The 15,513-nt window shown below is 62.4% G+C and carries 15 protein-coding genes; 5 read left to right on the top strand and 10 right to left on the bottom strand.

Annotation, left to right across the window (positions count from 1 at the left end; translation table 11 throughout):
• The first annotated feature begins 145 nt into the window (after nt 1-145).
• Together BMF35_RS11625 and BMF35_RS11630 are read left to right on the top strand one after the other, a co-directional pair.
• The gene (locus tag BMF35_RS11625) at nt 146-1,162 is read left to right on the top strand and encodes a glycosyltransferase family 2 protein (RefSeq protein WP_047006560.1); all 1,017 of its coding nucleotides are present in this window, start codon (nt 146-148) and stop codon (nt 1,160-1,162) included.
• Nucleotides 1,159-2,823 carry a glycosyltransferase family 39 protein gene (locus BMF35_RS11630; protein ID WP_047006070.1) on the top strand — a complete coding sequence of 555 codons (1,665 nt, stop codon included), beginning with the start codon at nt 1,159-1,161 and terminating at the stop codon, nt 2,821-2,823. The genes BMF35_RS11625 and BMF35_RS11630 overlap by 4 nt, the downstream gene beginning before the upstream one ends.
• On the opposite strand, the gene BMF35_RS11635 is transcribed toward BMF35_RS11630, so the two are convergent.
• From BMF35_RS11635 to BMF35_RS11650, 4 genes are read right to left on the bottom strand one after another with little or no spacing between them, the layout of a single operon-like run.
• Entirely contained in the window at nt 2,808-4,070 is a 1,263-nt protein-coding gene (locus tag BMF35_RS11635; RefSeq protein WP_047006071.1) for a lipopolysaccharide biosynthesis protein, read from the bottom strand. The genes BMF35_RS11630 and BMF35_RS11635 overlap by 16 nt on opposite strands.
• A gap of 8 nt (nt 4,071-4,078) precedes the next feature.
• Nucleotides 4,079-4,765, bottom strand: coding sequence for a class I SAM-dependent methyltransferase (locus BMF35_RS11640; RefSeq protein ID WP_052765934.1), 687 nt, complete (start codon nt 4,763-4,765; stop codon nt 4,079-4,081).
• Nucleotides 4,766-4,787: 22 nt separating this feature from the next.
• On the bottom strand, nt 4,788-5,732 hold the full coding sequence (locus tag BMF35_RS11645) for a glycosyltransferase family 2 protein (RefSeq protein WP_052765935.1): 945 nt from the start codon (nt 5,730-5,732) through the stop codon (nt 4,788-4,790).
• Nucleotides 5,729-6,871, bottom strand: coding sequence for a glycosyltransferase (locus BMF35_RS11650; protein ID WP_052765936.1), 1,143 nt, complete (start codon nt 6,869-6,871; stop codon nt 5,729-5,731). Before BMF35_RS11650 ends, BMF35_RS11645 begins: the two co-directional genes overlap by 4 nt.
• A gap of 151 nt (nt 6,872-7,022) precedes the next feature.
• On the opposite strand from BMF35_RS11650, the gene BMF35_RS11655 reads away from it, so the two are divergent.
• On the top strand, nt 7,023-8,567 hold the full coding sequence (locus tag BMF35_RS11655) for a CpaF family protein (protein ID WP_047006072.1): 1,545 nt from the start codon (nt 7,023-7,025) through the stop codon (nt 8,565-8,567).
• 12 nt (nt 8,568-8,579) lie between these two features.
• On the opposite strand, the gene BMF35_RS11660 is transcribed toward BMF35_RS11655, so the two are convergent.
• Nucleotides 8,580-8,885 carry a hypothetical protein gene (locus BMF35_RS11660; protein ID WP_162199207.1) on the bottom strand — a complete coding sequence of 102 codons (306 nt, stop codon included), beginning with the start codon at nt 8,883-8,885 and terminating at the stop codon, nt 8,580-8,582.
• A gap of 42 nt (nt 8,886-8,927) precedes the next feature.
• Between BMF35_RS11660 and BMF35_RS11665 the strand changes: the two genes are divergently transcribed.
• Nucleotides 8,928-9,854, top strand: coding sequence for a DMT family transporter (locus tag BMF35_RS11665; RefSeq protein ID WP_047006564.1), 927 nt, complete (start codon nt 8,928-8,930; stop codon nt 9,852-9,854).
• Nucleotides 9,855-9,918: 64 nt separating this feature from the next.
• Nucleotides 9,919-10,047 carry a hypothetical protein gene (locus BMF35_RS13950; protein ID WP_257786329.1) on the top strand — a complete coding sequence of 43 codons (129 nt, stop codon included), beginning with the start codon at nt 9,919-9,921 and terminating at the stop codon, nt 10,045-10,047.
• A gap of 79 nt (nt 10,048-10,126) precedes the next feature.
• Here the strand turns inward: BMF35_RS13950 and BMF35_RS11670 are convergent, their stop codons facing one another.
• The 5 genes from BMF35_RS11670 to BMF35_RS11690 all read right to left on the bottom strand — a co-directional run bounded on the left by BMF35_RS11670 (nt 10,127) and on the right by BMF35_RS11690 (nt 15,424).
• Nucleotides 10,127-11,680, bottom strand: a complete 1,554-nt coding sequence (locus tag BMF35_RS11670; RefSeq protein WP_071961218.1) for a beta strand repeat-containing protein — start codon at nt 11,678-11,680, stop codon at nt 10,127-10,129.
• Nucleotides 11,681-12,470: 790 nt separating this feature from the next.
• The gene (locus BMF35_RS11675; RefSeq protein ID WP_047006075.1) at nt 12,471-13,067 is read right to left on the bottom strand and encodes a DUF938 domain-containing protein; all 597 of its coding nucleotides are present in this window, start codon (nt 13,065-13,067) and stop codon (nt 12,471-12,473) included.
• Nucleotides 13,067-13,546 (bottom strand): ABA4-like family protein, encoded by a 480-nt coding sequence (locus BMF35_RS11680; RefSeq protein WP_047006076.1) that lies wholly within the window; start codon nt 13,544-13,546, stop codon nt 13,067-13,069. Before BMF35_RS11680 ends, BMF35_RS11675 begins: the two co-directional genes overlap by 1 nt.
• Nucleotides 13,536-14,267 (bottom strand): NAD-dependent epimerase/dehydratase family protein, encoded by a 732-nt coding sequence (locus BMF35_RS11685; protein ID WP_047006077.1) that lies wholly within the window; start codon nt 14,265-14,267, stop codon nt 13,536-13,538. Before BMF35_RS11685 ends, BMF35_RS11680 begins: the two co-directional genes overlap by 11 nt.
• The gene (locus BMF35_RS11690; protein WP_047006078.1) at nt 14,264-15,424 is read right to left on the bottom strand and encodes a deoxyguanosinetriphosphate triphosphohydrolase; all 1,161 of its coding nucleotides are present in this window, start codon (nt 15,422-15,424) and stop codon (nt 14,264-14,266) included. The genes BMF35_RS11685 and BMF35_RS11690 overlap by 4 nt, the downstream gene beginning before the upstream one ends.
• Nucleotides 15,425-15,513: the final 89 nt, after the last annotated feature.

Raw genomic sequence — 15,513 nt, forward strand, 5'->3', positions numbered from 1 at the left:
GAAGGCTGCCGCTTAGGCAGGTCCGCCCCATGCCGCAACCGCTTTGCCCATCGGAAACGGCGCCGCGCGATTTACGAAGCGTTAAACGATCATGCTTAACAAAGCCCTATGACAGCGCCTGCGACGGGCGCGTGCCGGGGGCATGATGACAAAGCTGATAATCCAGATTCCCTGCCTGAACGAGGCCGAGACCTTGCCCACAACCCTGGCTGCCCTTCCCCGGCGGGTCGAGGGTGTGGACACGGTGGAATTCCTCGTCATCGACGATGGCAGCAGCGATGGCACCGCGCAGGTCGCGCGCCAATGGGGCGTGCATCACATCGTCTCGCACCGACGCAATCGCGGGCTGGCTGCCGCCTTCCGCAGCGGAGTCGACCGCGCGTTGGCAGAAGGCGCGGACATCATCGTCAACACCGATGGCGACGGGCAATACGAAGGCGCAGATATCGCTGCGCTCTGCCAGCCGATCATTCGCGGGCAGGCCGATATCGTGATCGGCGACCGGGGCGTGGCGGACAACGCGCATTTCTCCGCGCCGAAGCGGATGATGCAGCGCGTCGGTAGCGCCGTGGTTCAGGGTCTTGCCGGCACCAATGTCTCCGACGCTGTCAGCGGCTTTCGCGCGATCAGTCGCGATGCAGCCCAGCGCATCAATATCACCACCGAGTTCAGCTACACGACCGACATGCTGATCCAAGCGGGCCGCAAGAAGATGGCGATTGCCACCGTTCCCGTGCGCACCCATGCCGCCGCGCGACCCAGCCGCCTGTTCAAATCCATCCCGCGCTTCATCATGCATACCGGTATCACGATGGCGCGCGCCTTCACCGCCTATAAGCCGCTGCGCGCGTTCGTCGGCACCGGCTCGCTGATTGCCTTCATCGGGTTGCTACCCATCCTGCGCTTTCTCTGGTTTTACGCGCAGGGCGATGGCGGCGGACATATCCAGTCGCTGGTCATCGGCGGCGCATTGTTGGTGCTCGGCACGCTGGTAGCGATCATGGGCATGGTCGCCGATCTAGTCGCCGCCAACCGCAAGTTGCTGGAGGAAAACCTCGCCCGCACGCGCAGGCTGGAGGACCAGCTGGCGGCTATTCACCGCGCTTCCAGGGAGGCCGGGCCCGAGACAGGCTCTGCGCTCAAACGCAAGGATGCTGCGTGACCGCGAATGCCCTTCCCGGCACTCTCGGCGCGCAAGCGCATGAAGTTGGCGCATCGCGCATAGGTGTCGCCGCCTGGCCGCTGGCGGGCATTGGCCTGGTGCTGGCTTGCCAGCTGACCATGGTCTTCACCCGCGCGGTGAATTGGGACGAGTTCTGGTTCTACTATCACGTGGCCGACTTCGCGCGTGGGAACCTCGCCCAGCCCTTGCAGAGCCTGCATGTGCGTCTGTTCGCTTGGCTGCCGGGTGTCGCCGATAACAGCGTCGATGGCATCGTCATTGCCCGCCTGTTCATGCTCGCCTGCGAAGCGATCACCCTGCTTGCAATCTATGCCATCGCTCGGCGCATTGTGGACCGGCCCGTCGCGCTGCTCGCGGCCTTGCTTTATGTATCCGCAGGCTTCGTCCTCCAGCACGGTTTCTCTTTCCGAACCGACCCGATGGTGACGGCCGCGCTGATGGCGGCGCTGGCCATCCTCGCGCGCGCGCCGCTTTCCGTTGCTGCTATTGCCGCCACTGCCGCTTTAATCGCGGTAGCAGGCATGATCTCGATGAAGGCCGTGCTGCTTGCTCCGTGTTTCGCGGGGCTGGCATGGCTGCGCTGGAGCGAGGCGCGTTTCACCGTTCCGGCAGCGGTCAAACTCGCAGCCATTCCCGTCGCGGCTGTGGCGCTCTTCGCCGCTCTTTACACATGGCACTCAAGCGCGCTCACTGCCGATGTCGCAGGCGTGAGCATGGCGGCTGGAGCCTCACGCTGGATGTTTTTCATCGGCATTCCGCCCTACTGGCAGATGGCCGTGAAAGCCGTGCTGACGGCGCCTGTGCTGTTCATCCTCGCTTTCGCCGCGCCGTTCGCAATCTGGCGCAGCGACCTGCCGGGTCCGCAAAAATGGGCGGCGACCGGTCTTTGGCTGCCGCTGCTGCTGCCCTTCGTCTACACAAACACCGCCGCGTATTTTTACGCCTTCATGCTCGCTCCCGTCGCCGTCGGCTCGGTCATCGCCTTGCAGGCCGCGCTGCGTCGCTATTCGGTGCCTCTGGTGACCGCCGTCGTGGTGGTCATGGCCATCGGCATTTTCGCCATCGAGGATCGCAGCACGATCGATCGCCAGCGCAGCGTGGTGTCGACGGTCGAGACCCTGCTGCCGCCGGAAACGGCCTATTTCGACCATAACGGTATGGCGGCCTCGCTGGTGAAGGCAAACTGGCTCGTTACGCCGGCGGGCCTAGCCGATTATCGCATCGCGGGCATTGCCAGCTATCTCGCCGCCATGGAAGCGCAGCCCGTCCCCCTGCTTCTGGCGAACGACGATATTATTACCGACATGCTGGCAGGTGACGACCGCCATTTCCTCCCCGCCGACGCCGAAGTATTGCGCGGACAATACCAGCCTTTCTGGGGCCCGATCCGCCTCGCAGGGTTCGCCGTAGAGGCAAACCGGTCGATCACCGTCCAAGCGCTGGTGCCCGGCACCTACACCGTGATGGACGGTCCGCTAGCGGTAAATGGCATTCGCTACGAGCAAGGCGCACTGGTCGAGATCGCGCGCGGCCCGCTCAGGCTCACCGCATCGGAGAATGCAGCGCGGCTGCAATGGGGTGATAGTTTGCAAGCGCCGACGCAATCATTCGATGACGGGCCGCTCTATGTCGGCTTCTGAGTTGCCCGCTCATACCGTGTGACCGCGATCATCAGGATGATTGCCCGGAGGGTCCAGCCGGCCAAAGCGGCGTACAAGATGCCGGCAATACCAAACTGATCCGTCGACGGTACAAGCAGAGCGATGCCGAGCACCAGAGCCGCGCACGAGCCTAGAGCCCCGGCCACAAAGCGTTCGTGCACAACCAAGATCTGCCACGCCCCGATTGGGGCCAATATGACACCTGCCAACAGCAGACTGATAGGCAGCAAAGCGGCCGCCTCGCGGAAACCGGATCCAAGGAGCGGGACGATGATAGTTTCTCCGACCAAGGCGCTGATCCATGCAGCAAGGATCGCGGCGAGGACAAGCCCGGCGCATGACAGCCATGCGAGGCGAGCAAGATGGGGGTGCCCCGATTGGGCCGCCCTTCCAATAGCGGGGAAGAGGGCCGCAAGAAAACCTTGGGCGGCAATGACGAACAGGCTGGAGAACTGCAGCACGATGCCAAGATTTCCAATCTCGTCGAGCGAAAACCCCAGCCACTTGGCAGCGAGAATCGGCAGGGCGTTCAGAGCGGCTATGCCGATAACCGTGACGGCCATCAGCTGTCCGCTCAGGAAAATCAGCCGGGTGACGGCGCGATCGAAAGTGGGCTTGAAACCAGGGATCAGGCGCCGAACTGCCACCCACCCTATCAGCGCCTCGGCCAACCAGCTCAAGGCGTGCAGTGCCAGCAAGGATATGACGCCCCCGCCAGCAGAAAGGATGGTCAACCCCACCACAATCTCAATCAGGCGCATGGGCACGCCGACCCTGAAGGCCACGCCCGGCGCCTCTCGCGCCGTCAACAGAGACCGGACCCAGCTTGCGATGCCGCGACCCAGTATAGCCGGAAGCACAAGCAACAGCGCGAGTTGCAAACGTGCGTCCTGCTCCAGCAACCACACCACGGGAACCATGCAGATGAATAGGGCGATCGCAGTCGCCAGCCTGATGGCAAGACTTCCGGCGGCGAAGGTGTCGGAACCGGTAAGCCTACGTCCCGACCGCGCCTCCACAAGGCTTTCGATACCGAACGAAGTGACGACCAATGCGGTTGCATAGACGGTCGCGGCATAGCTCCATGCGCCATATTCGCCCGGACCGAGCATGATACCGATGATGACGGCGTACAGGCCGCGAAGAGCAGCCTCACCGCCGTAGACGAGACCGAAGATGCCGCCATTGGCAATGATAGATCGTATGCCGGTCCGAGGTCGCAGCACAGGCTGTATCAGCGGGTTTCGATCAAAACACGGCGCGGTTTTCCACGTGTCCGTTTCTCGATCACGATGATTGAGTCGTGAATGTGCATGGCATCAATCTGCGTCTTGGCAGCAGTGATTTGTTTGCGCTTGTGATACCAAGCATGCATGTCATCGATGATCTGCTTCGCCAGATTGTTTGCGGTGCGCCGGCGCATCTGCCCGCCGCCATACTGCCACCAATATGACGTATGCGTATCCTCGATGATATAGAGACCACCTTCGGAAAGCAGGGGGAACAGCGTCTCGAACGTGGACCATTGGTGTTTCCCGACATGGGATCCATCATCGAGCACCAAATCCAGCCCTCCCATTTCCCTGACCACGTCGGCAAGAAATGCGGGATCGTCCTGAGAGCCGATCCTCACTTGATTGGGCGGCGAGACCCGGTCTACAGTCTTCGAATCGATATCCACGCCGAAAAGCGTGCACTCGTCACCAAAGTAGCTTCGCCACATATCTAGCGAACCGCCTTGGAAGACCCCGATTTCCAACATTTTGAATGACGAACCTCTGAGGTGCTCGAGGTAGCGTTCGTAAATCGGGATGTAATGCACCCACTTGTCCACCGGTCGCCCGTCCCCGCTGCAAAAGATTTGTCCGAGCGGACTTTCCAATCGCGGATTCTCGCGCGTTTCAAACTCTTTAAGGTTCATTAAATCTCTCTTTGCTCGAATTTCATACCACTATCAGAAGCGCGATGAAAAAGAGCGGCGAACCGCGGCCTATTCCATGACGAATGATGAAGGCTTTTCTCCGCAGCGCGCTCCGTTCGGGAAGCCTGGCGTACTCGGCCATTATGCTAGCATCGACACCGCCATCGGCGAAGCGCTCACTGAATGCCCGCGCCTGTCGCTGGCTATTATCTCGCGCTCGCCTTGCGCGGGCCAGTTCGGCAGTGGGATTTTGGACAAAACGGCGCATGAGCGACACCGTACCTGCATCGAGGGCACCGATCGTATTCAAGCCATGCTGGCGGTATCGGAGCAGCGCCTTTCGAACCGGGACAAGCTCGCCAAAGCTGGCAGCCACCAATGCAAGCCACCAGTCGTGCATGCGGGCTCCGCCGGGGATAGGCAGGGACATCTGTCGCAGCGCAGCATTACCGAGCGAGGCGCAGCCGGTAACCACATTTCGGACCAGAAGCGAGGCAGGTCTAAGATCATCCGGTTCACATGAAATCCGGCTTTTCTCCCAAGCAGAGTTATCAATCGTTGACAAATTCTCAGCGGCAATAATCTGGTCGCAGAACGCAAGCAGCGGGATGTCCGCCCCGACGCTTGCTTCCTGCTCTTGCACCGCCGCCAGCATGACCTCGAGCTTCTCCGGCAGCCATTGGTCATCCTGGTCGCAGCAGGCGAAATACGGCGCATCCGAATGCTGCAACAAGGTCGCGAAGTTGAGTGATGCGCCCAGCCCCTTGTGGCCATCCTCGATAATCTCGACCGATTGCGACACGCCCCTCGCCCATGCCCGCACAATATCGAGCGACCCGTCACTCGACCCGTCATCGCGCGCCAGTAACCGCCAGTCCGTGTGCGTCTGCGCCTCCAGCGAGGCGAGCTGTTCGGGCAGGAATTTCGCGCCGTTATAAGTCGCGAGGAGGATGTCGATCCGGCTCATCGCGCATTTGCTTTCTGCAAGACGCCCCGCCACTGCTCCACCAATGCCGGGAAGGCGAAGCGCTCTGCCAACCTGCGATGAAGCGGCGCGTCCGTAGTTTCACCCGCCGCCGTCTCGAGGGCATCGAGCAAGGCTGCCGGACTCCCTGCCTCGCACAGATGCAGCCCCGGCGCACTATCGGACACCAATTCTCGCATGGCGGGGGAGTCGCGGGTCACCAGCACCTTGCCTGCCTGCAACGCCTGATAGACCTTGTTCGGAATGACGCGTGACGCCTTATCGCTTGTGCCGAAGATCCCGAGGCAAATGTCGGCATCGGCCATTTCGTCCTGCAATTTGCTGTAATCTACCCAGCCGATCCGTTTGATGTGCGGCGCGTCGGCGTTGGCGAGGATAGCATCGATACGCTCCGCTTCCTGCCCCTGCCCGATGATCCGCCATTCGAAGGTCCGCCCACGATCGCTCAGCGCCGCTTCGACAATCGTCGCGATGCCGTGGAGGGGGATGAACTGTCCGTAGAACAAGACTTTGGGCGGACGGCCCGGGTCGCACCGCCTCGATGGCAGAAGCCCGAATGCCCCTTCCTCCGCGCCTACCATCACGGCGCCGAGCTTGCTGATCGGCACCGCATGCAACTCTCCCATCAGGGCGGCATGCGCCTGAGTGTCCAGCACCACCATATCGGCCAGCCTACAGGCTTGCCGCTCGGCGCAGCGTAGCATTTGCGCTTTGAAACCGGTTTCGCGCCCCAGCCCGCGATCCCTCGCATAGGTATCGTAGATGGAAAGAAAGGCGTCCCACACCACCCGCTTGCCGCGCAATTTAGCCAGCGGCGCAAGCAATAGCATGTCGAACAGCCCCATATAACCGATCACGACGACGTCATGGCGTCCTGCCATGAGATAGCGCACCGCTAGCATCGGGTAAGCCACCAGCATACGCATGACGATCCGCAGCCTGCCGGCAAATCCATCCAGAACGGACTTATCCTCCACCCCGCGCCACACGTCGAAGTGGATCTCCCGAACAGCCGGAGAGATTTCGCGCAGGGCCCGGCGCAGCAGCCGGGTGCGCGGTTTGCCTAGGTCGTATGTGCCCAGCATCACGATGCGCATGTCCGTTTTCTCGCCAGTCGTCACGCGCCCCGCCTACCTTCAATTCTTTGCGTTTGTGTCACCAGCGAAGGGACAGACTTAACCAGTTCTTTACCTAAATTCGCAAGAAGCTCTCTCAACGAAATCCGCCGAAATCTTTTCTCGGCGACACCGCAGCTTCAGGGGGTATGCGATCATGAGCGCATTCGGACGCAAAAACGGCGCAGGCGGAATGGCCAAAGGCGCTCGTCCGAGCTTCGGCGTTGCCAAGCCCATGCGTGGCGGTGGCAGTGGCGCAGCGCAAGCGAAAAGCGATCCTGCAGGCGGCGAACAATTCCCGCCAGTTCCGCCCGAAGGCGCAGCGGTAGAACAGGCCGCTCCGGCACCTGCCGCTGGCGGTCGCAAGCAAGACGATGCGATGAGCCGTCTGGCGGATCGCTCCAACGCCGTTCACGACACATCCAACGAACTCGGCGGCTTCGAGGCCAGCGTCCACAAGATCAAGGAGCAGGTGCTCCCACGCCTGCTGGAACGCGTCGATCCCGAGGCAGCGGCAACGCTGACCAAGGAAGAGCTTTCCGAAGAATTCCGCCCGATCATCATGGAAGTGCTGGCCGAGTTGAAGGTCACGCTGAACCGGCGCGAACAGTTCGCGCTCGAAAAGGTGTTGATCGACGAGCTTCTCGGCTTCGGTCCGCTGGAAGAATTGCTGAACGATCCGGACGTGTCGGACATCATGGTCAACGGACCGGACCAGACCTATATCGAAAAGAAGGGCAAGCTTGTCATCGCGCCGATCAAGTTCCGCGACGAGAGCCACCTTTTCCAGATCGCCCAGCGCATCGTGAACCAGGTCGGCCGCCGCGTCGACCAGACCACCCCGCTGGCCGACGCCCGCTTGAAGGACGGCAGCCGTGTCAACGTGATCGTGCCGCCGCTCTCGCTGCGCGGTACGGCCATCTCCATTCGTAAGTTCTCCGAAAAGCCGATCACCATCGATATGCTGAAAGGCTGGGATTCGATGAACGACAAGATGGCGACGGCGCTGAAGATCGCCGGCGCCTGCCGGATGAACATCGTGATCTCGGGCGGTACCGGTTCGGGCAAAACGACCATGCTCAACGCCCTGTCGAAAATGATCGACCCGGGCGAGCGCGTGCTGACCATCGAGGACGCCGCCGAACTCCGCCTGCAGCAGCCGCACTGGTTGCCGCTCGAAACCCGTCCGCCGAACCTGGAAGGCCAGGGCGCCATCACCATCGGCGACCTTGTGAAGAACGCCCTGCGTATGCGCCCCGACCGCATCATCCTGGGCGAAATTCGTGGCGCGGAATGTTTCGACCTTCTTGCCGCCATGAACACCGGTCACGATGGATCGATGTGTACGCTGCACGCAAACTCGCCGCGCGAGTGCCTGGGCCGTATGGAAAACATGATCCTGATGGGCGACATCAAGATTCCGAAAGAGGCCATTTCGCGCCAGATCGCGGAATCGGTGGACCTGATCGTGCAGGTGAAGCGCCTTCGCGACGGTTCGCGCCGCACTACCAACATCACCGAAGTGATCGGGATGGAAGGCGATGTGATCGTGACGCAGGAGCTGTTCGGATTCGAATATCTCGACGAGAGCGAGGACGGCAAGATCCTTGGCGAATATCGCGCCAGCGGCCTGCGCCCCTATACGCTTGAAAAGGCGCGGCAATTCGGGTTTGACCAAGCTTATCTCGAAGCCTGCCTGTAAAGGGCGCTTTTCCTAGCCCGTCAGCAGCCCCATCGCGCCGAACGCGCACAGGATCAGACCGCCGAACAGGCTGAGCGCGCCGATATCGCGCCATGGCAGCAGCGGCACCCGGTCGATATTCTTGCGCTGGCGCCGCCGGTGGTCGCGCCATGCGGCAAGGCCGGATACCAGCAGCAGCGCCACCCCGCACAGGATGTAAACCGCCGCATCGCTAGCGAAGATGTACCATTCCGGCAGGGCCATAACGTAGGCCATATGGGCGATGGCCAGCCCCGCGACAACGTCCACCGCAGCAACCGCAAGAGTTCGCAGTTGCACCTGCGCCCTACCCGCCTAAAGACCGCGACAGAGACCCTATCCATGACTCCGCCAAGCTCCCAGACAAAGGCCGACAGGCCATTGCTCGCCCTCGCCTTCCGGCTGGGCGGTATTGCGGGCTTTGCACTGATGGCCGCGCTCATCAAGCTGGCGGCGGAAAGCGGCGTCCATATTGTAGAGCTGATCTTCTGGCGGCAGCTTGTCTCGCTCCCGATCCTGCTCGGCTGGGCACTGCTGACGGACGGGCTGATGCAGCTCGCGACCAAGCGACCCAAAGCCCATGCGGTACGCGCCGCTTACGGCATTGTCGGCATGGTGCTGAATTTCGGCGGTGTCATCCTGCTGCCGCTGGCAGAGGCGACCACGCTCGGCTTCACCGCACCGATCTTTGCCGTGCTGCTCTCCATCGTCCTGCTCAAAGAAAGCGTCGGCATCTGGCGCTGGTCGGCCGTAATCGCGGGCTTCATCGGCATCGTCATCATCGCCCAGCCCGGCAGCGGCGCGATCCCGCTGACAGGTGCGCTGGTTGCGCTGGGCGGTGCCTTCATGATCGCGCTCATCTCCATCCAAATCCGCGACCTTTCGCGCACGGACAGCCCGCTGGTGATCGTGTTCTGGTTCAGCTTGGCCACGGTCGTCACCCTGCTGGTGCCAGTGCTGGTCCTGTTCGAGCCGCACTCCACCCGCGAATGGCTGCTATTGCTCGGCATCGGCCTTGCCGGAACGGTCGGCCAGGTCCTTATCACCATGGCACTGCGCTTCGGCCAGGTGTCGAGCGTTATCATGATGGATTATTCCAGCATCATCTGGGCGACGCTGTACGGCTGGCTGTTCTTCGCCATGCTGCCGACAAGCGCGCTATGGATCGGCGCACCCGTTGTGATCCTTTCCGGCCTCGTCATCACCTGGCGCGAGCGGGTTGTGGCAGGGCGCCTGCCGGTAGAACGGCAGGGACGCGCCGGAACCTGAGTAACATTTGTCGGTTTTGCAGAGTGAGCCCATCCCCCGGGCCCGACTGGAAAAGGAGCTGACAATGGCTCGCAAGATTATGATCGTCGTTACCGCCGGCCTCATCACCATGAGCGCGGCCGCCTGCAACACCGTTCGCGGCGTCGCCGCAGACCTCGACTCCGCCGCCGATGGCGTGGACGAAGCCACCTGACAACCGACCCTGTGATCGCACAGGGTCGCAAGGTGCCCGCCGGTCGCTAACCGGCGGGCGCTTTTTTGTCTAAAGCGCGTCAGAACTCCCCAGCTACGCCGGCGCGCACGCTGGTGGAATTGCCACCGGCATAGCTGACGCCCGCCGTGATGGCGAAATCGCCTTCCATGCGGTGCATCAGTCCGACAGAGACGCCCACTTCCCCGCGATAGACGGCCACGTTCGAGGCATAACTCGTACGGCCGGCAGCGCTGGGAAAGTGCGGATGGGCGGTCGCCGCGATCGAAGCGATGCCGCGCTGGGTGTCGCTGCTGAGCGTGCTGGTCAGGTCGAACAGCTCGCCAACATTGCCCTCCAGGCTCGTGAGGCGCGCTTCATTGGCGATGATTGCGGCGGTATTGTCTGCCACCGCCTGGCTGGAAATGTTCGACAGCGCATCGATGGCCGCACGGTTGGCGGCGACACCGGAGGTATTCGCGCCCACCACGCTCGCCAGTGTGGTGACGTCGCCGGCCACCGTGCCGATGGCCGCGCTATTCGCGTCGATATCGGCGGCGTTGGCCACGATCTGCGCGCCATTGTCGGCGATATCACTGCTGTTCGCTGCGATGTCGCTGCTGTTTGCTGCGATGGCGGCGGTGTTGCTGCTGGTCGCCGCGCTGGCAGAGGCGATGGCGCCCGCATTTGCCGCAATCCCCGCGCTGTTGGCAGCAATATCTGCGCTATTGCCCGCGATACCGGCCGTATTGGCACTGATCGCCGCCGAATTGCTGGCGATGCCCGCAGCATTTGTGCCGATAGCCGATGTGTTCGCGGATATCGCTCCCGCATTGGCAGCTATGTTGGCGGAGTTACCCGCGATGGCCGTGGAGTTTGCTGCGATGTTCGCCGAATTCGACGCGACTCCCGCCGCATTGGTCGATACGCTGGAATTCAACGTGCCGATGGCAGCTGTGTTACCTGCAATATTTGCGGCATTGGCATTCACCCCCGCGCTATTGGCCGCTATGCCCGCAGCGTTGGTGCCGATATCCGCAGAGTTCGTGGCGATATCGGCTGTGTTCGTGGCGATATTGGCGGAGTTCGCGGAGATATCGGCGGAGTTCGCGGCGATACCGGCTGCATTGGCGCCGACACCGGCGCTGTTCGTAGCGATGGCTGCGGTGTTAGTCGCAATGTCGGCGGAATTGGTCGCAATGGCGGATGTGTTTGTGGCGATAGCGCCCGAATTGGCCGCGATGGCAGCCGAATTGCCGGCAATATTGGCCGTATTCGTTGCGACATTCTGATTTGTGGTGAAAAGCTGCGATCCGTTCACACCGTCCGTGCTGGTGGCCGACAAAGTGCCAAGCGCGACATTCACCAGTCGCCGCTCGCTGCCCACGCGCCCGAACGAGACGGTGTTCGCCACATCCGCCAGCGCGCCCGAGCCGATGGCGACGGCGTTAATCGCGGTCACTTCCGCACGGTGGCCGACAGCGGTGCCGTCATCGGCAGAAACGGTGGTGGCAAAGCCGAGCGCGGTGCCGCGGTCTATAGTGCGGTAATCCGTATACGTGTCTGATCCAGAGCGAATTGCCAATGTGCCGACTAGCGATCCGGCACCTACCGCTATATTCCCTTCGCCGATCACGATGCTATTATTGCCAAGAGCTACAGAGGGACCGGCAGTCGACCGGATTGTATTGAATGCGTCGAAAGATGTCGTAAAACGTCGGCTTCTGTCGGAACCGAACGCTGTTGCGCGATAGCCTATCGCCGTCATTCCTGCGTCAGCCTCTCCGGCAGCTCCCATAGCTACGCTGAAGTCCTGTCCTACAGCGCCCATTCCGACTACGGTCGCAAAGTTTGCCGCGCCAGCGCCGCGACCAACAGCAACGGAAGATTGTAGGGCGTCTGCTGAAAAGCCAATTGCTACGCTGTCTAACCCGCCGTCAGCATCATATCCGACACTCACGCCAAAGCTACCGGCATCAGCTATATATCCGACACTCACGCCACGATTACCGGCATTGGCACTAGTTCCGAGAGCCACTGCTCGATAGTTAGCTACTGCGTTCACACCGCAAGCAAGGGCATCGTCGTTCCCGTTATCGCCATTTGCCCCGCCATCGTCGTCGCGATCAGTCGGCGTAACATCACCCGCATCGACAACCCCATCATTATCGCGGTCGAGCAAACAGGTTTCCGCCCGTGCCGGTTCTGCGTCCAGGCTGATAGTAGCGATGGCAGCAATGGATGCGCCGACATAGAGTGCAAATGTCCTGATCATGATTCCCCCCGTCAAGCGAAACGGCCTCTCGGCCCAAGTGACTGATCCGGCACCATTCCCTTGCCGGAATCGCAAAAAGCTTATCGCTCCGACGGGTTGCGTCAAGTAGTGTTACCGGCGAGGACATGGCATGTGCGCACAGCACACTGCGTCAACTCTTTCGGTACACCAGCACCAGATTGTTCGCAGGCATTACGACCCGCCGCGTGCGCTTCAGGCCATGCGTTGCCGCCTCGACATCCATGTCCGCCACATTGCGCAGTCCCCAGCGTTCGTCGCGCGATTTAAGGCTCAGATCGAAGTCACGATTGGAGGGGGCGGTGGGCACATCGTCCTCGATATAGGGGCCATAAAGGATCAGCGGCGCGCCTTTTGGCAGCAGCCTGCCGCATTCGCGCATCAGGCCGCGCGTGGCGGACCACGGGCTGATATGGACCATGTTGATGCACAGCACCGCATCGGGCGCCTCGACCGGCCAGTTCGGCAGGGCGGCATCCAGCTGCACGGGCGGCAGCAGGTTCGGCCCGCCCTCCTCGGCGCGGTAGGCCGCTATCGATGCGACGGCTTCGGGATCGGGATCGGTCGGCTGCCATTGCCAATCCGGCAAGCCGTTCGCAAAGAACACGGCATGCTCGCCGCTGCCCGCTGCGATTTCCAGCAGCGTACCCCCCTCGCCCAACTCCTCCCGCAGCACGGCTAGGATCGGCTCGCGGTTGCGCAGTGTGGCGGGCGCGTGGCGCTTGGCCATCAGGAGCCGAGACTGCCTTTCAGCGCGCTCTTGCGGGCACCCTTGCGCGCGCGCCGTTCGCGGATAATCATCCACACCAGCAGTCCGGCGGGGCCGGCGAACAGCGTCAGCAGCAGGACGGGGGCCTGCAGCAGCCGCGAGAAGTCTTTAAGGTCTGCATCTTTGGCGATCCAGAGGCCCACGAAGAGGTCGAAGGCAAGGTAGTGGATCCAGCCGATGGTGACGCCCGCATCGGACATGAAGAGCGCCCGCACGCCCTCTATCGTGGAGAAGTTCGCGCCTCCGCCCTCGCCCACCATCACTGGATCGACAAGCCCGCCCAGCAGCACGCCGAACAGGGCCGTATAAGCCAGGCTGAGCAGCCCCGCGCCGAGATAGAAGATTGCGGTCAGCACGAAGGGCGCGCGGGGCAGCAGGATCAGGCCGATCCAGCAGATGAGCGCCCACCAATTGGCTATGCTGAAAATACTATCCCACATTGTCGATCTCGTGCGTTCGTCCCGCCAGCGCGCGGCGGAAATCGTTGATGAGGCGCATCATGCCGCTGTGTTCATGCACGAACTGGCCGCCCGCCTTGGCGGTGGCGGCGGCAAGGCAGGCATCGGCAAGGTCGGTGTCTTTCATCGAGCGATATCTGCTCTTGTCGCCCTGCAACATCATGTCGGCCAGCGGCGATAGCATCTGGCCAACCTTCTCGGCAGGGCGCAGATCGTTCTTGCGACGACCGCGCAGCAGGCCGGGGCGCATAATGTCGAGCCGCGGCAACTTGAGCGCCTTCAGGTCCTTCTCCGTCTCGCCCTTCACCCGCAGATAGGTGTTCTTCGAATATGGGTCGGCGCCGACGCTGGAGATGGCGACGAAATTGCGCGTGCCCGCCGCCTTCGCCGCGCGGGCGACTTCGAGCACAAGGTCATGGTCGACCTTGCGGAAAGCCTCGTCGCTGCCTGCCGTGCGCTTCGTGGTGCCCAGCGCGCTGATGACGGCATCGGGCCGCAATTGCTCGATAATGCCCGGCCACTGATCACTTTTCGCCAGCACCAGCTCCATCCGCGTGCCTTCAGGGAAATTGATTTCGCGGCGCGAGACGCCTTGCAGCACCACGCCGGGAATATCGGGTGAGCGGGCGATGATCGCGCGGCCGATCAGGCCGGTGGCTCCCACCAGCAGCACGCGTGTTTCGTCTGACGTCAGGCTGGTCATACGTTGGACAATCCCTCAGGCCGTTTGCCGAACACCTTGGCAAATTGGTCCATGGCATAGCGATCGGTCATCCCGGCAATAAAATCGGCAATATGGCGCGCGCGTGCGGGCTGCTGCTGCGGCAGGCGCGCGGCCCAGCCATCGGGCATCAACGACGGGTCCTGGTCGTAGGCGGCATAAAGCTTGGCGATGACACCGCGCGCGCTGTCTGCCGCGCGAAGCTGTGCATCGTGATGATAGAGATTGGCGTACATGAAGCGCTTCAGCGCGCGCTCCTGCTCTGCCATGGCGGGAGAGAATGCGGCGATGGCCACGCCCGCGCCGCGCACCTCGGCAATGCTGCCGATCCCTTGCAGATTGGCCTTCGTGGTTTCCAGCAGGTCGTTCACCATCACGCCGATCTGCGAACGGACGAGTTCGCGCTGCTTCTCTTCCGTCGTCGCATCGGGGAAGCGCTTTTCCACCCGCCGCCACATGTCGGCGACGAAATCCAGTTCCAGCAGTTGCTCCATGTCGAGAAAGCCCGCGCGCAGGCCATCATCGATATCGTGATTGTCATAGGCGATATCGTCGGCCAGCGCCGCGACCTGCGCTTCCAGCGACGGCCAGCGGGCAAGATCGAGCGGGAAAGCGGCGTCCAGCTCCGCCAGTGCCCAGTTGGGCTTGGTGACCGAGCCGTTATGCTTGGCGAGCCCCTCCAGCGTCTCCCAGCTGAGATTGAGGCCGGGCATGCCGCAATAGGGGCTGTCGATCCGCATGATCGTGCGCAGCGCGTGCTCGTTGTGGCAAAAGCCGCCATGCGGCTGGAGGCTGGCGTCGAGCGCCTCCTCCCCCGGGTGGCCGAAAGGCGGATGGCCGAGATCGTGCGCGAGGCACAGCGCTTCGGTCAGATCCTCGTCCAGTCCCAGATCGCGCGCCACTACGCGGCCGATCTGCGCGACTTCCAGACTGTGTGTCAGGCGGACGCGGTAATGATCGCCATCGGGCGCGACGAAGACCTGCGTCTTGCCGGCGAGGCGGCGGAAAGCGATGGAATGGATGATGCGGTCGCGGTCACGCTGGAAGTCGCTGCGCGGCCCGCGCACGCCGTGGCCGGGCTGGTCGAATTCCCGCCCGCGACTGGCTGCGGGATCGGCGGCATAGGGCGCAAGCGGCATGGCTTGTCGCTAGATGCCGCCCTGCCATGTGACAACGGGAACAGGCGGGGAACGCTGCCGTTTCGGCGCGCAAAGAGTGCCGATTATCC

This window comes from Aurantiacibacter gangjinensis, assembly GCF_001886695.1.
In the GTDB taxonomy this organism is placed as follows: Bacteria; Pseudomonadota; Alphaproteobacteria; order Sphingomonadales; family Sphingomonadaceae; genus Alteraurantiacibacter; species Alteraurantiacibacter gangjinensis.

Coding starts and splice junctions, on each gene's coding strand:
- BMF35_RS11625 (WP_047006560.1), top strand. CDS start 146: ATGACAAAGCTGATAATCCAGATTCCCTGCCTGAACGAGGCCGAGACC.
- BMF35_RS11640 (WP_052765934.1), bottom strand. CDS start 4,765: ATGAACCTTAAAGAGTTTGAAACGCGCGAGAATCCGCGATTGGAAAGT.
- BMF35_RS11645 (WP_052765935.1), bottom strand. CDS start 5,732: ATGAGCCGGATCGACATCCTCCTCGCGACTTATAACGGCGCGAAATTC.
- BMF35_RS11655 (WP_047006072.1), top strand. CDS start 7,023: ATGAGCGCATTCGGACGCAAAAACGGCGCAGGCGGAATGGCCAAAGGC.
- BMF35_RS11665 (WP_047006564.1), top strand. CDS start 8,928: ATGACTCCGCCAAGCTCCCAGACAAAGGCCGACAGGCCATTGCTCGCC.
- BMF35_RS13950 (WP_257786329.1), top strand. CDS start 9,919: ATGGCTCGCAAGATTATGATCGTCGTTACCGCCGGCCTCATCACCATG.
- BMF35_RS11675 (WP_047006075.1), bottom strand. CDS start 13,067: ATGGCCAAGCGCCACGCGCCCGCCACACTGCGCAACCGCGAGCCGATC.
- BMF35_RS11680 (WP_047006076.1), bottom strand. CDS start 13,546: ATGTGGGATAGTATTTTCAGCATAGCCAATTGGTGGGCGCTCATCTGC.
- BMF35_RS11685 (WP_047006077.1), bottom strand. CDS start 14,267: ATGACCAGCCTGACGTCAGACGAAACACGCGTGCTGCTGGTGGGAGCC.
- BMF35_RS11690 (WP_047006078.1), bottom strand. CDS start 15,424: ATGCCGCTTGCGCCCTATGCCGCCGATCCCGCAGCCAGTCGCGGGCGG.